This is a genomic window from Streptococcus parasanguinis (assembly GCF_047465465.1).
GTDB lineage: Bacteria > Bacillota > Bacilli > Lactobacillales > Streptococcaceae > Streptococcus > Streptococcus parasanguinis_AI.
The window spans coordinates 149923-165523 of sequence record NZ_JASGZU010000002.1 but is presented as its reverse complement, the minus strand read 5'-3'; the positions used below and the strand labels follow the sequence as shown (position 1 = coordinate 165523).

Below are 15601 nucleotides of genomic sequence, written 5' to 3'. Positions count from 1 at the left end.
AGGGAAATTTGATATACTGGTAGAAAGAAATGAAAGGAATTCAATAAAATGATTTGGATTATTCTTGGGATCATTGTGGTCCTTGTGTTGATTGTAGTAGGAGTTTACAACGGTTTGGTGAAAAGCCGCATGCAAACTCGTGAAGCATGGAGTCAAATTGATGTGCAATTGAAACGTCGGAATGACTTGATTCCAAACTTGATCGAAACCGTTAAAGGCTATGCCAAGTACGAAGGAGATACACTAGCAAAAGTGACTCAACTTCGCCAACAAGTGGCGCAAGCTTCTTCACCTGCAGAAGCAATGGCAGCCAGTGATGCTCTTTCACGCCAAGTAGCAGGAATCTTTGCGGTGGCTGAAAATTACCCAGACTTGAAAGCCAACACCAACTTCATGCAATTGCAAGAAGAATTGACCAACACAGAAAACAAAATTTCTTATGCTCGTCAATTGTACAATAGTGTCACAAGCAATTACAATGTCAAGTTGGAAACTTTCCCAACAAACGTAATTGCTGGAATGTTCGGCTTCAGACAAGCTGAATTTCTTCAAGTGCCTGAAGAAGAAAAAGCAGTACCAAAGGTGGACTTTAGCGGATTAGGAGACTAATATGCTCTTTGACCAAATTGCAAGCAATAAAAGGAGAACTTGGATTCTCCTTATTGCTTTTTTCATACTCTTAGCTCTTATCGGAGCAGCCGTTGGTTACCTCTGGTTAGGCTCCTCCCTTGGTGGCGTCATCCTAGCTTTGATTATTGGTGGAATCTATGCCTTTAGCATGATTTTTCAATCCACCGAAGTTGTCATGCGGATGAATGGGGCGCGTGAGGTAACGGAAGAGCAAGCCCCTCAACTCTACCATATTGTACAAGATATGGCTATGGTAGCCCAGATCCCCATGCCTCGGGTCTATATTGTAGATGATCCTTCTATGAATGCATTTGCGACAGGGTCTAATCCTCAAAATGCTGCTGTTGCAGCAACGACAGGTCTTCTGGCTGTGATGAACCGTGAGGAATTGGAGGGAGTCATCGGACACGAAGTCAGCCATATTCGCAATTACGATATCCGCATCTCTACGATTGCAGTGGCCCTTGCCAGTGCCATCACCATGCTTTCTAGCATTGGTGGCCGGATGATGTGGTGGGGCGGTGGTCGTAGCCGGGACGATGATCGAGAAGGTAGCGGTGGTTTGGAGATTGTTATGTTGATCCTTTCCTTGCTTGCCATCGTTTTAGCGCCATTAGCAGCGACCTTGGTCCAGTTAGCCATCTCTCGTCAACGGGAGTTCCTAGCAGACGCTTCAAGTGTTGAATTGACGCGGAATCCTCAAGGGATGATCAATGCTTTGTTAAAACTAGACAATAGCGAACCAATGCAACGACATGTCGATGATGCGAGCAGTGCTCTTTTTATCAACGATCCAAAAAAAGAATCCGGTTTGCAAAAACTCTTTTATACCCACCCACCCATTGCTGAGCGGGTTGAAAGATTAAGAAATATGTAAAGTAAATCCATCATTAGCAGGATTGAGAGTGTGGGAAAACTGTTTTTCTTTATAAATCTAATAAATTCTATACAAATAAAAGAAATTTATTCTTTAGAATTATTAACTCATCTATTGAAACTTTCCGCCGTGAGAAAAGTGCCTGAAGCTATTTAGTTTCAGGCACTCGGAATTATTGAGACCTTAGGCTCAATAATTAGTCATGGAACTTCTTCGAAGTTCGCTGACGTCCGTCCTCACCTAAGGAAAGTTTTTAAGATGACTTTGTCCTCAAGCTCAATCCACCAAACGGTGGATTTTTTATTTCCTAGATATGAGGAGGGTAGTGAAACCAAGGATGGCAAAGATCCCCCACGCTAGGGAAAGGCTCCAGATAGCTAGACTAGAAAAGAGAGCTGTCCCAAGTGGCATGGCAAAGCTGACCATCAGTCCCAAAAAGCTAGAGGTAGAAGCTAATTTTTCAGCGGGTAATTTGCTCATTAAAAGGCTGGAAACTTTTGGGTTGATTTTTGCTACAAGATAACCAAGGAAAGTGATGAGTAGAAGGGAAAGAATGTCCCAGTGCATCAGGATATTTGTGAGACCAAGCAGGGTCAGCCCACCTGCGATCCACAGGAGGATATGGTGGAGCGATTGCTTGGAAAAATAGTCATGGGGTGTCAGGCTAGCCCAGACCATGCTTAAAATAGTCACTGCCTCTAAAATCAAGAGCGATTGGCTAAAGCTCAACTGAAAGAAGGGGGAGTGAAGCAGTTGCAAATTGTAGATGCCAGAGATGGATCCCCCTAAGGCATTGATGAGAACCAATGAGAAGAGCAACTTGCCAAAGTGGTGGACCTCCTCATCTGCAAAAATACTTTTGGCGTTCTGGTACATCTCTTGGCATTCGTGTACCAAAGAATTCTTACTTTTGGGCTCAATGACGGGATCATGTGTCAGCTGCTTTTTTCTAATCAAGAGACAGGTAGAAGACAGGAGAAAAGTCACTGCATTGATCGAAGCGACCAGGGCAAAATTTTGATGGCTGATAGCTAGCAGCCAAACTCCTAGAGCTTGTCCAGAAATCGAACAGACCATACTAAGTAGTTGGTTGAAGGAATAGGCCTCCATCAAATCCTCGCTAGAGATGTTCTTTTTCATGATGGGGAGTTGTAGGCCCCCGCGATAATCGCTCAAACAATCTGAAACAATGTTTAAAAAGCAAACAATCGAAAAGGCTAGGTAACCCGGAATCTTGGTCATGAGAGCAATAAGGATGAAGAGGATGGCTTGAAGATAGCCAATGCGGATCAACCAGTTAGCTTTTTTCTTCGTACGGTCAGCCTTCATCCCGACAAAAATGGTAAAGAGGCTAGGAATAAATACAATGAGATTAGCAATTCCAACTGCTAGGCTCGGCTGTGGCATGCTGGCAGCAAAGACCACAAAGACCAGATTGTAGATGGCAGCACCGAGAGTATTCAAAAAGCGAGAAAGGCTGAGTAAGGCAAAAATTTTATTACGGACTAAGAGTTTCATAAGCTTTCCTCCTTCACGTGATTAGTGGGTAGGACTTGTTTGATGGATCGAACGATCTGTTTGAAGAGCTCCAATTTTTCCTCTTCTGAAAGAGCTAGCTTCTGATCCTTCAGATAGACGCTAGTATGTGAGAGAAGAAAGCGGAGGAAGTGGTTTTTTAGTTTGGTCATCATGGGAAAAACCTTCTTTCTTTACTTGATAGTCCTATTGTAAACCTAAAAAGCAAGAAAAAATTAATGTTGCATATTTTCAACAAAAACTCACAGAGTAGATCTGTGAGTTTTTAGGATTTATTGATCAGTTCTTGCAGGCCCTGTTTGTAGTAGTTGGCACTGTCCTTACAATCCAGAATAGAGAGAACCTGGATGGCCTGTTCCATCTTTTCAAGACCGATTTCTTTTTCTCCCTTTCGATAGAGAAATTCTCCTTTGGCGTAGAGATAAACCGTCCGATGGTAGGCTTCATTTTCGGAGTAAAAGTGGTCCTTGATCAACTGATCAAAATAGGTTGCATCTTCAAATTCATTTGAACTAATGGCCAGAAAGAAGCCATTAAGAAAAATAGAGTTAAGGGCAGGACGAGAGGAATCTAGGAGAAGCTTGAAATCCTCCCTTTGGACCAACTCCTCTGTGTATTGTCGATAGAGGCGACTAGAGAAAAGTGGAGAGGTCAGAGAGAACAGGTTCAATTCAAAATTTCCCCAGATCATGACAGAGAAGAGATAATCATGGAGGAAATCCAGTTCCTCTTGGCTAGCGGTGAGCTCCACCTCAGGATAGAAGCCAAGCATTTGGGCCTTGAGAATAATGCTGGCTAAGAGGTCTTCTTTTTTGTGATGTTTCTGATAGGCTAGCTGGTAAGTTTGGTACAAGGCTTGGTCGTGTTCCAAGCTCATGTTTTCATAGTGCTCTTTCAACAATTTGGGAATAAAAGAGTGCTGATCGATTCCAGCTAGATGAGAAAACTCACTGAGGCTGGTTTTGATCTGTTGAAGGGCCTGAAAAAACCGTTGCGTGGTCAGGTCATTTTCTCCTCTTTCAAATCGCGACAGCATAGAGCGCGAAAATTCGCCACCCGTAGCTTCCTCTAAAGAGATGTGACGACTTTCACGTATTTGCCGAAAAACTGCTCCGATTTCTTTCATGAATTCTCCTCTATCTAACATTGCTCAATGCCCTAGCCAGTGACCCTCTTTTGTCCAAGAGATGGTGGGACCTTGTGTACAACACCAATTGGCCTAGTTACTGTATCTTTTTCATGATTATAACAAATTTTTGAGGAGACTTCTTGGTTGAGGGGCAGCTTCATGATATACTAGTAGTATCTAGAAGATTTGAGGACAAAAGAATGAACCTATTTACACAAGAAATCCGTAAAAATCCTGAAGGACTAGCTTTTGATCAAGAGTTGGATTTGCTCAAGGAATTGCAAAAGCGTAATCCAGAAATTCTTGATTTAAAGAATGTGACAGCGACAGGACGAGTAGCCTATGATACAGGCCTCTATATCTTGGATTACCAGTTGAGCTACACCATCGTTTTGGCATCTAGCCGAAGCATGGAGCCTGTCGAGCTTCAAGAGAGCTATCCTGTAACAGAGGTGTTTGCGGAGGATGTACAGTCTGACGCAGATATCGAGGCCCTAGAGGAAGACTTGATCCTTCCAATCGAAGGTGGGAAGATTGACCTGAGTGAGAGTGTAGCGGATAATATCCTGCTCAATATTCCCCTCAAGGTTCTTACTCCAGAAGAAGAGGCTGGACAAGGTTTTATCGAAGGCAATGATTGGAAAATCCTATCCGAAGAAGAATACCAAGCCGCTCAAGCGATCAAGAAAGAAGAAAACAGTCCTTTCGCTGGTCTAAATGGCTTGTTTGACGAAGAATAAGCTAGAGATTGCATTTGATAAATTTAGACATAAATACAGGTCTTTTCTTTGAGGAAAGGCCTTCTTTTGATATACTAGGATTAATAAACAACAGAGGGGAGACCTCTAAAAAGGAGAAAAAGTATGGATACTTTATTTATTCCAGGTTGGTTGATTACTTTTGTAATCGTAGCCATTCTTGTATTGATCTTGTTGGTCAAAGGGTATGTCAACGCTAAACCCAACGAAGTCGTGGTCATTACCGGTCTTCGGAAACAACGTCACTTGCGTGGGAAAGCTGGCTTTATGATTCCCTTTGTCGAACAACGCTCTTATCTTGATATTGAGCAATTCTCGACAGATGTTCGGACGTCAGAAGCAGTCCCAACATTGGACTTCATTAACGTCCGTGCCGATGCAGCTGTTAAATTAAAAATTGGTACAACCGATGAAATGATTGCCCGGGCTGCAGAAAACTTCTTGAACTGGAATACGACAGATATTTCCAACTCTGTCCAAGATGTTTTGGAAGGAAATCTGCGGGAAGTGATCGGTCAGATGGAGCTCCGTAAGATGGTCAATGACCGTCAAGAGTTTGCCTCAAAAGTGCAAGACAACGTAGCGCCAGACTTGGCTAAAATGGGTCTAGAAGTCATCGCCTTTACGGTTCAATCCTTCTCTGATGAAGGGGGAGTCATCGATAACCTCGGGATTGAAAATGTTGAAACCATTAAGAAAGATGCCTTGATTGCCAAAGCCAAAGCAGAACGCGAACGCAAGGAAGTCGAAGCAGAACAAGATAAATTGGCTAACGACAAACGCGTCGCTGCCGATCTTGAAATCGCGCAAAAACAAAACGAATTAAAACTCAAACAAGCAGCCCTCAAGCAAGAAGCAGATATTGCCCAAGCAAAAGCAGATGCCGCTAAAGGGATTGAGGCAGAAGTGCAACGTCGTGAACAAGAGCGCGTGGCAGCCGAAGCCAATATCATGAAACAGGAAAAAGAAGCGGAAGTCAAAGAGCGCGAAGTTAAGGTTCGTGAGCAAGAATTGGATGCCAACATCCGCAAACAAGCTGAAGCTGAAAAATATGCGCGTCAACAAGCTGCAGAAGCAGAATTGATTGAACGCCAACGCAAGGCGGAAGCAGAACTCTTCGAAACACAAAAAGAAGCCGAAGCTCGAAAAGCTCAAGCCGAAGCTGAGAAATTTGCCCAATTGCAAGAGGCCGAAGCTATTGAAGCCAAAGGTCGTGCCGAGGCTGAAGCCATTCGCTTGAAACTGGAAGCCGAAGCCAAAGGTTTGGACCAAAAGGCCGAAGCGATGAAGAAAATGCAAGAAGCAGCCATTACTGAAATGGTCGTTGACAAGTTGCCTGAAATTGCGCGTGCTGTCGCAGAACCATTAACCAAGGTTGATAAGATCACCATGTACGGGGAAGGCAATGCTTCTAAGATGGTGGGAGATATTATGCAAAGTATCGACCAAGTCTCTCAAGGAGCTGGATTTGATATTCGTCAATTACTAGCAGGAGCCCTTGGAGTTAATATGACGGTCAACAAACTCAAAGAAGGAGAACAACCGGTCATTGAAGCAGAGGAGTTAGCTTCTAAAGAAGATTAATACCATTCTTAAGAAAGTGTCTGAGAACTGTTTCTCGGGCACTTTTGTTTTTAAGATCAAATAACTTGCATGATCTTCTCCCTCTTAGAGAAGGTGGGAAGCTATTTTCTGCTTTCTTTTGAGGAGGAAAAATGGTAGAATAAAGGCAAACTATAAAGAGGAGTGTCACATGACTAAAGCAAACTTTGGTGTTGTTGGTATGGCCGTAATGGGTCGTAACCTTGCCCTTAATATCGAATCTCGTGGCTACACAGTTGCCATTTTTAACCGTAGTAAAGAAAAAACAGAAGATGTGATTGCTTGCCATCCTGATAAAAACTTTGTGCCAAGCTATGATATCGAAAGCTTCGTAAACTCTATCGAAAAACCACGTCGTATCATGCTCATGGTTCAAGCAGGACCTGGTACAGACGCAACCATCCAAGCCCTTCTTCCACACTTGGATAAAGGTGATATCTTGATCGATGGAGGAAATACTTTCTATAAAGATACCATCCGTCGTAATGAAGAATTGGCGAACTCAGGAATCAACTTTATTGGTACTGGTGTATCTGGTGGGGAAAAAGGTGCCCTTGAAGGTCCTTCTATCATGCCTGGTGGACAAAAAGAAGCATATGACTTGGTAGCTGACGTTCTTGAAGAAATCTCTGCAAAAGCGCCTGAAGATGGAAAACCATGTGTGACTTACATCGGTCCTGATGGAGCTGGTCACTACGTGAAAATGGTCCACAACGGGATCGAGTACGGGGATATGCAATTGATCGCAGAAAGCTATGACCTCATGCAACACTTGCTTGGCCTTTCTGCAGAAGACATGGCTGAAATCTTCACTGAATGGAACAAGGGTGAGTTGGACAGCTACTTGATTGAAATCACAGCTGATATCTTGAAACGCAAAGACGATGAAGGTCAAGATGGACCAATCGTAGACTACATCTTGGACGCTGCAGGAAACAAAGGAACTGGTAAATGGACTAGCCAATCAGCGCTTGACCTTGGTGTACCATTGTCACTCATCACTGAGTCAGTATTTGCTCGTTACATCTCTGCCTACAAAGAAGAACGTGTACACGCTAGCAAGGTTCTTCCAAAACCAGCTGCATTCAAATTTGAAGGAGACAAGGCTGAGTTGATCGAAAAAATTCGTCAAGCCCTTTACTTCTCAAAAATCATCTCTTACGCACAAGGTTTTGCGCAATTGCGTGTTGCTTCTAAAGAAAACAACTGGAACTTACCATTTGCGGACATCGCATCTATCTGGCGCGATGGATGTATCATCCGTTCTCGTTTCTTGCAAAAGATCACAGATGCTTACAACCGCGATGCAGATCTTGCTAACCTTCTATTGGATGAGTACTTCTTGGATGTCACTGCTAAGTACCAACAATCAGTTCGTGACATTGTAGCTCTTGCTGTTCAAGCAGGTGTACCTGTACCAACCTTCTCAGCAGCCATCACTTACTTCGATAGCTATCGTTCAGCGGATCTTCCAGCGAACTTGATCCAAGCACAACGTGACTACTTTGGTGCTCATACATACCAACGTAAAGACAAAGAAGGTACCTTCCACTATTCTTGGTACGACGAAAAATAATCTTGCTCTATGGTCAAACGAGTTCTACTAGTAGAAAATGAGAAGCAAATCGCTCGCTTCATTGATTTGGAACTTCAAAAAGAGGGGTATCAAGTTGATGTGGACGAGGATGGAAAAGCGGGTCTGGCCTTGATTGCTGCGACCAAATATGATCTGATCTTGTTTAATTACGATCTGTCAGATATGTCTGGTGAAACATTCGCAGAGGAAATCAGTCAGATTCGCCCAGCTTCTGTTTTGATTGTTTTGGATAGCCGCGAAAAAATTGCTGAGCACAAAGAGAGTATTCAGCGCTTTGCCGTTTCCTATATGGTCAAACCCTTTATTATCAGCGATTTGGTAGATAAGATCACAGCCATTTTTAGAGGACGTGATTATATTGACCAACATTGTAGCCAGATGAAAATCCCAACGTCATACCGCAATTTGCGCATTGATGTGGAACACCATACCGTCTATCGTGGGAAAGACATGATTAGTTTGACCCGCAGAGAATACGACCTCTTGGCGACCCTGATGGGAAGCAAAGGAGTGGTGACACGAGATCAGTTATTGGAGAGTGTCTGGAAGTACGAGAGTACAGGTGAGACTAATATTGTTGACGTCTATATCCGGTATATTCGTGGGAAAATTGATCTACCAGGTCAAAAAAGCTATATTAAGACCGTTCGTGGGATTGGCTACGCCATGCAAGACGCATTAGAATAAAACATTCGAACCCTTAGAGGGTTCGAATGTTTTTACACTTCAAGGGAAACGTTTGCGTCGAAAAAGAATGAGTTTTAAAAAGAATTTGGCTTAAAAAAGATAAAAAATGATAAAATTTGGAGAAAAAAATGAATGTAAGGCTTTACAAATTTTTAAAATATGGTATACTAGAAACAAATTAAGCGCAAACGTTTTCTTAAAACAAAGCCTTAAACAATATAAGGAGGTTGAATGATGAACAAAGGATCATTCAAAAGTTTATTTAGCTTTGAATTCTGGCAGAAGTTCGGTAAGGCCTTGATGGTCGTTATCGCTGTCATGCCAGCGGCTGGGTTGATGATTTCAATCGGGAAATCAATCCCTATGATCAACCCGAATTTATCTCCACTTGTTATTACAGGTGGAATTCTCGAACAAATCGGTTGGGGGGTTATCGGAAACCTTCACATCCTCTTTGCCCTTGCTATCGGTGGTAGCTGGGCCAAAGAACGTGCAGGGGGTGCCTTTGCAGCTGGTCTCTCTTTCATCTTGATTAACCGTATTACCGGTGCAGTTTTCGGAGTGACATCTGCAATGTTAGCTGATAAATCTGCAACGGTTCACACAATCTTTGGTGGATCGATTAAAGTTGCGGACTATTTCATCAGCGTTCTTGAAGCACCAGCCCTTAATATGGGGGTATTTGTAGGGATTATCTCAGGTTTCGTTGGAGCAACTGCCTTCAATAAATACTACAACTACCGTAAACTTCCAGAAGCACTTTCTTTCTTCAACGGGAAACGCTTTGTACCATTCGTTGTTATCGTTCGTTCAGCTCTAACAGCCTTGGTTCTGTCAGCCTTGTGGCCAGTAGTTCAATCAGGAATTAATGGATTTGGTGTTTGGATCGCCAACTCACAATCAACAGCTCCAGTATTGGCACCATTCTTGTTTGGTACCTTGGAACGTCTTCTCTTGCCATTTGGTCTTCACCACATGTTGACCATTCCAATCAACTATACTCAATTGGGTGGTAGCTACCAAGTTCTTACAGGTGCTGCCAAAGGAACAACTGTATTTGGACAAGATCCACTTTGGTTGGCTTGGGTAACAGACCTTGTTAACTTGAAGAAAGCTGATCCTAGCCAATACCAACACTTGCTTCATGCTTACACACCAGCTCGTTTCAAAGTTGGTCAAATGATCGGATCATTTGGTATTTTGATGGGGATTGTGGTTGCTATCTACCGCAATGTGGATCCAGATAAAAAAGAAAAATACAAAGGGATGCTTTTTGCAACTGCCCTTGCAACATTCTTGACAGGTGTAACAGAACCAATTGAATACATGTTCATGTTTATTGCTACACCATTGTACATCATCTATGCTCTTGTTCAAGGGGCTGCCTTTGCAATGGCTGACTTGGTTAACCTTCGAGTTCACTCATTCGGTTCAATCGAATTCTTGACACGTACCCCAATGGCCATCAACGCTGGTTTGGCATTAGATATCTTTAACTTTGTATGGGTAACAGTCCTCTTTGGATTTATCATGTACTTCATTGCCAACTTCATGATTAAGAAATTCAATTATGCGACTCCAGGACGTAACGGTAACTATGAACAAAATGATGATGCCCCTGCAGGAGATGGTGCAGCAGCAGGTGCTGCTACAAGCTCAGCAAGCTCACAAGTCATTAACATCATCAACCTTCTTGGTGGACGTGCCAATATCGTAGACGTTGACGCATGTATGACTCGTCTTCGTGTAACCGTTAAGGACGCTGAAAAAGTCGGAACAGAAGAACAATGGAAAGCTGAAGGCGCTATGGGTCTTGTCATGAAAGGACAAGGGGTCCAAGCCATCTACGGACCTAAAGCTGACGTATTGAAATCTGATATCCAAGACGTTCTTGATTCAGGTGAAGTCATTCCTGAAACACTTCCTAGCCAAATGACAGCAGTTCAAAAGGCTGAAGCAACCTTTAAAGGGGTAACTGATGAAGTTCACTCTGTTGCAGATGGTGAAGTGATCAACATCGAAGATGTGAAAGATCCTGTATTCTCACAAAAAATGATGGGAGACGGATTTGCAGTTGAGCCTGAAAATGGCCACATCGTTTCACCAGTTGCTGGTAAAGTTACTAGTGTCTTCCCAACCAAACATGCCCTTGGTTTGGTAACAGATAATGGTTTGGAAGTCTTGGTTCACATCGGTCTAGATACTGTTAGTCTTGAAGGAAAACCATTTGAGGTTAAAGTTTCTGAAGGTCAAACAGTGGCTGCTGGAGACCTCTTGGTAGAAGCAGACCTTGATGCGATCCGTGAAGCTGGTCGTGAAACTTCAACAATTGTTGTCTTCACAAATGCAGATGCGATTAAATCCGTTAATGTCGAACATACTGGTAAATTGGCAGCAAATGCGCCAGTTGCAACAGTAGAATTATAAAAGACATCGGCAAAGAAAATGAGGTTGGGGCAGTGCACCCGGCCTCTTGCCGTTTCTTGATTTGGAGAGAAGGAGAAATCAGGGGATGAAATTTTTAACATTAAATTCCCATAGTTGGATGGAAGAGAATGCTCAGCAAAAATTTGAAACCCTCAAGGAACAAATTTTGGAAGCGCAATATGATGTGATCTGTTTCCAAGAGGTCAATCAAGAAATGGGCTCAGAAGCAGTCGAAACAGATGAGTATTATCAAGCCTTGCCATCATCTGTAGCCATTCACAAAGATCACTTTGTTCGCGTATTGGTAGAAGAGTTAGCTGCTCAAGGACTCCACTATTATTGGACTTGGGCTTATAACCATATTGGCTATGATCACCTCAATGAGGGTGTGGCCGTTCTTTCGCGTCAACCCTTGAAGGCGGATGAGATTTTGGTATCCAATATGGATGATCCAACGGACTACCATACTCGTCGAGTAGCCGTTGCCCATACAAGTGTAGATGGCAAAGAGATTGCTGTTGCCAGCGTCCATCTTTCTTGGTGGGACAAAGGTTTCCAATTTGAGTGGCCACGCATTGAGAACTACTTCAGCCAAGTAGGCAAACCCTTTATTCTAGCTGGTGATTTCAATAATCCTGCCGGTCAAGAAGGGTATGAGACGATTCTATCCAGTTCCCTTAAGCTTCAAGACAGCTTTATCGAAGCTAAAGAAACAAAGGGGACTTATACTGTAGGTCCTGGAATCGATGGCTGGACGGATAATCAAGTTCCATTGCGAATCGATTACGTCTTTGCAAGTCCAGAATGGGACATCCAGCGTCTACATGTCATTTTTGATGATCAAAACAAACCCCATGTCAGTGATCACTATGGCTTAGAAGCTGAATTATCACTTTAATATAAATGGAGAGTCGAAAGGAAAACGTTTTTATTCAATCGTCCTTCGACTCTTTTTTATGGATCAATGAGGAGCAAGCATAGGGGATTCTCCTGTTCTTCTGCTTTCTTTACGATTCAATTTATGGTAAAATGAAGTGTTAAAACAGTTTAAGGAGGTAGCAAATGCGTTGTCCAAAATGTGGTGGAAGTAAGTCTAGTGTGGTGGATAGTCGACAAGCTGAAGATGGGAACACCATCCGTCGTCGCAGGGAATGCGAAGAATGCCATTATCGCTTTACTACCTACGAACGAGTGGAAGAGCGGACCCTAGTGGTTGTCAAAAAGGATGGGACACGCGAGCAATTTTCTCGTGATAAAATCTTTAATGGTATTATCCGCTCAGCTCAAAAACGGCCTGTTTCTAGTGACGAAATCGAAGAAATTGTAAACCGGATCGAGCAAAAGGTTCGCAGCCAAAGTGATAATGAAATCAACAGTGAATATATTGGTTCGTTGGTCATGGATGAGTTAGCAGATCTAGATGAGATCACCTATGTCCGTTTTGCTAGTGTTTACCGGAGTTTCAAGGATGTCGGTGAGTTAGAAACCCTCTTGAAACAAATTACGAAGGGAACCAAGAAGAAAAAGGAAAAATAGATGAAGCCCAATACGCCTTTCGCATTTTTAAAAAATAATCTTCTTCCACCGGCAGGGGCTGCATTGGAGCAGTATTACCTGCCTATTTTGGAGATGGAAACGGTAACGGTTTATCGTTATCTGCTGGCCTCTTATGATCAGGGTGAAAAACAATATTTACTGGCTCAAATCCTCAATCATTTGAATATAGGATTTCCACAGTTGCTACTGGCTTTTGACCGGTTAATTGCCATGGGGTTGATCGATCTCTATGAGGAAGAAGTTGGGATCACCATTCAGTTACATGCTCCTCTTGAGGCAGGAGAATTTTTTTCGAATGCTGTTTTCAAACGCTTGCTTGAAAAAAAGATTGGGGAAAAGGCCGTGGAAGATCTGCTCCCAGTACGCTCTTTAGGGACTAGACGGCAAGTTTCCTTCTCGCAAGTCTTTGGAATAGATGCTGGGGAGACGACCGTTCTTCCAAGTAAGAAACAGCAGTTCGATATGGAGATGTTTAAGCGAATGATGGTGCGTGATGGACTTCGTTTTGCGGATGAAGGAGAAGCAACCCTAGCTCTCTTTGCCATCGCAGAAGAGCAACAATGGACCTGGTATGAAACCTATCTCCTAGCAAAAGAAACGGCTGTAGACCGGATTGTCTCTCCAAAGAGAATGAAGCAAAAGTTGGCTCAGGCCAACCAAGAGCAACCCCGCATGTCCTATAGCCGTCAGGAAGAAACCATTCTGAGAGAAGCTAAGGCAAAATCCAGCCTACAATTTCTAGCGGAGATTAAGAAGGCACGCAATGCGACCATTACGCAGAGCGAACGCAAGACTTTATCCAAGTTAGCTGATCTAGGCTTACTAGATGAGGTGATCAATATTATCTTATTGTTGACCTTTAACAAGACCCAGTCTGCTAATCTCAATGAAAAGTATGCTTTGAAGGTAGGAAATGATTTTTCTTATCAAGGGGTCAACAGTGCAGAACTAGCGATTTTAAAAGTTCGAGAACGCCAGGAACAAGCTAAGGCTCAAGGAAACAAGGGGACGAGTCCTACATCAGCCAAGGGCAAGAACAGCAATGTTCCCAAGTGGAGCCAACCAAACTATCAAAATCAAACCAGTCAAGCAGAAAAGGTGGATCTTGCTAAAGAGAAACAACGCCTGTTAGAAAAACTGAATCAAGGAGGTGAGTAGATGGAAAGTGTAGGTCAAACTATGTCTCACATGAACCGTGCGCGTCAATTTAACTATGAGGATTTGGTCGCACAGATCTTGGCAGACCAAGAAGTTGCTGCCTTTATCAAGGACCAGTCTTTGTCTGAACAAGAAATTCGACGGAGTATTTCAAAATTTAATCAATACATTAGTGAACGCAACCGTTTCTTATTGGGAGATCCGGATTATATTGCCAAAGGTTATAAGCCCATCCTCACCATGAATGAAGGCTATGCAGATGTCGCTTATGAGGAAACGCCAGAGTTAATCGAAGCCCAAAAACGAGCTGCGATCAACCAACGTCTCAACTTGATCAATCTCCCTTCAACCTTGAAAGAAGCGAGTCTAGCCAAGGTAGAGCTCGATGATAAGGGACGATTTGAGGCCTTTGAAGAATTAGCCAATTTTGTAGCCAACTATCCGGAATATCAAAAGGGGATCTACCTCTATGGTGATTTTGGAGTAGGAAAGAGCTACATGATGGCAGCCTTGGCTCATGATTTATCCGAAAAACGTCAGGCCTCTACTACCCTACTTCATTTCCCAAGTTTTGCGATCGATGTCAAAAATGCCATCAGTTCAGGCTTGGTCAAAGAAACCGTCGATCAGGTGAAAAAAGCCGAAATTTTAATTCTCGATGATATCGGTGCGGAACAGATGTCAGCCTGGGTGCGAGATGAAATCTTACAGGTGATTTTGCAGCACCGAATGCAGGAAAATCTCCCAACCTTCTTTACTTCTAACTTTAATTTTGAAGAGTTGGAACGTCATTTTGCGGCTTCGCGCAATGGAGATGAAACCTGGCAGGCCAAACGGGTCATGGAGCGCGTGAAATTTTTAGCCAAGGAAATCCATCTGGAAGGAGTCAATCGTCGATGAATGAAACCATCCGTTTAATGAAATCTCATTTTTCTGTTCGCCGTTTTAAGGAAGAAGCCATCAAAGAAGCTGACCTCAAGGAAATTTTATCAGCTGGGCAGATGGCATCAAGTTGGAAAAACTTTCAGTCTTATTCTGTGATTGTGGTCAAAAGCAAGGAAAAGAAAGAAGCTCTATACGACTTGCTTCCTCAAGAAGCAATTCGCCAATCAGCCGTCTTTCTCCTCTTTGTTGGGGATTTAAACCGTGCTGAAAAAGCTGTCAAACTTCATGAGCAGGATTTCCATCCTGAAGGGGTGGACAACTTACTGATCACCTCAGTGGATGCGGCTCTAGCAGCTCAAAATACGCTATTGGCAGCTGAAAGTCTCGGCTATGGTGGAGTGATTATCGGCATGTTGCGCTACTGTTCAGAAGAAGTCGCAGAACTCTTCCGTCTGCCAGACTATACCTATCCTGTTTTTGGGATTGCTCTCGGAGTACCTAATCAGCAGCATGCAGTGAAACCACGTTTGCCATTGGAGCAGGTTGCTTTTGAAGAAGAATACCAAGAACAAGACCTATCAGTTGTGACTGCCTATGACAAGGTTCAGGCAGATTATGCTGGAGCGCGTGCAACAGATAGCTGGAGCGAGCGCCTTGCAGCTCAATTTGGTCAACCTGAACAAGAAGAGACCAAAAAACTACTAGAAAAACACAAACTATTATGAAATGAAGAGAGGCGTTCTTGAACCGAAATCTCG

The 15601-nt window shown here is 43.1% G+C and carries 15 protein-coding genes; 12 read left to right on the top strand and 3 right to left on the bottom strand.

Features of this window, described 5'->3' with window-relative positions; translation table 11 throughout:
• The first annotated feature begins 48 nt into the window (after positions 1 to 48).
• Positions 49 to 609 (top strand): LemA family protein, encoded by a 561-nt coding sequence (locus QM351_RS05235; protein WP_023918932.1) that lies wholly within the window; start codon positions 49 to 51, stop codon positions 607 to 609.
• A gap of 1 nt (position 610) precedes the next feature.
• Positions 611 to 1507 (top strand): zinc metalloprotease HtpX, encoded by an 897-nt coding sequence (gene htpX, locus QM351_RS05230; RefSeq protein ID WP_021153731.1) that lies wholly within the window; start codon positions 611 to 613, stop codon positions 1505 to 1507.
• Positions 1508 to 1807: 300 nt separating this feature from the next.
• Here the strand turns inward: htpX and QM351_RS05225 are convergent, their stop codons facing one another.
• From QM351_RS05225 to QM351_RS05215, 3 genes are all read right to left on the bottom strand, one after another.
• A complete protein-coding gene (locus QM351_RS05225; RefSeq protein ID WP_414326826.1) occupies positions 1808 to 3025 on the bottom strand; it encodes a transporter in 1218 nt (405 codons plus the stop codon).
• Complete coding sequence (locus tag QM351_RS05220) at positions 3022 to 3198, bottom strand: hypothetical protein (RefSeq protein ID WP_021153728.1); 177 nt, start codon at positions 3196 to 3198, stop codon at positions 3022 to 3024. The genes QM351_RS05225 and QM351_RS05220 overlap by 4 nt, the downstream gene beginning before the upstream one ends.
• A gap of 110 nt (positions 3199 to 3308) precedes the next feature.
• Positions 3309 to 4169 carry a helix-turn-helix domain-containing protein gene (locus QM351_RS05215; protein WP_049472051.1) on the bottom strand — a complete coding sequence of 287 codons (861 nt, stop codon included), beginning with the start codon at positions 4167 to 4169 and terminating at the stop codon, positions 3309 to 3311.
• A gap of 203 nt (positions 4170 to 4372) precedes the next feature.
• Between QM351_RS05215 and QM351_RS05210 the strand changes: the two genes are divergently transcribed.
• The 10 genes from QM351_RS05210 (at position 4373) to QM351_RS05165 (ending at position 15568) form a co-directional block, all read left to right on the top strand.
• A complete protein-coding gene (locus tag QM351_RS05210; protein WP_003017358.1) occupies positions 4373 to 4912 on the top strand; it encodes a YceD family protein in 540 nt (179 codons plus the stop codon).
• 123 nt (positions 4913 to 5035) lie between these two features.
• A complete protein-coding gene (locus tag QM351_RS05205) occupies positions 5036 to 6514 on the top strand; it encodes a flotillin family protein (protein WP_003017392.1) in 1479 nt (492 codons plus the stop codon).
• Between the two features lie 169 nt (positions 6515 to 6683).
• A complete protein-coding gene (gndA, locus tag QM351_RS05200) occupies positions 6684 to 8108 on the top strand; it encodes an NADP-dependent phosphogluconate dehydrogenase (RefSeq protein WP_003008422.1) in 1425 nt (474 codons plus the stop codon).
• 9 nt (positions 8109 to 8117) lie between these two features.
• On the top strand, positions 8118 to 8816 hold the full coding sequence (locus QM351_RS05195; RefSeq protein ID WP_414326824.1) for a response regulator transcription factor: 699 nt from the start codon (positions 8118 to 8120) through the stop codon (positions 8814 to 8816).
• Positions 8817 to 9047: 231 nt separating this feature from the next.
• On the top strand, positions 9048 to 11243 hold the full coding sequence (locus tag QM351_RS05190) for a PTS transporter subunit IIBC (RefSeq protein ID WP_414326822.1): 2196 nt from the start codon (positions 9048 to 9050) through the stop codon (positions 11241 to 11243).
• Positions 11244 to 11328: 85 nt separating this feature from the next.
• Positions 11329 to 12141, top strand: coding sequence for an endonuclease/exonuclease/phosphatase family protein (locus QM351_RS05185; RefSeq protein ID WP_049492433.1), 813 nt, complete (start codon positions 11329 to 11331; stop codon positions 12139 to 12141).
• Between the two features lie 164 nt (positions 12142 to 12305).
• Entirely contained in the window at positions 12306 to 12779 is a 474-nt protein-coding gene (gene nrdR / locus QM351_RS05180; RefSeq protein ID WP_003005476.1) for a transcriptional regulator NrdR, read from the top strand.
• Positions 12780 to 13958 carry a DNA helicase gene (locus QM351_RS05175; RefSeq protein ID WP_414326820.1) on the top strand — a complete coding sequence of 393 codons (1179 nt, stop codon included), beginning with the start codon at positions 12780 to 12782 and terminating at the stop codon, positions 13956 to 13958.
• Positions 13959 to 14858 carry a primosomal protein DnaI gene (gene dnaI, locus QM351_RS05170; protein ID WP_003008404.1) on the top strand — a complete coding sequence of 300 codons (900 nt, stop codon included), beginning with the start codon at positions 13959 to 13961 and terminating at the stop codon, positions 14856 to 14858.
• Positions 14855 to 15568, top strand: a complete 714-nt coding sequence (locus QM351_RS05165; RefSeq protein WP_070466415.1) for a nitroreductase family protein — start codon at positions 14855 to 14857, stop codon at positions 15566 to 15568. Before dnaI ends, QM351_RS05165 begins: the two co-directional genes overlap by 4 nt.
• The last annotated feature ends 33 nt before the right edge of the window (positions 15569 to 15601 follow it).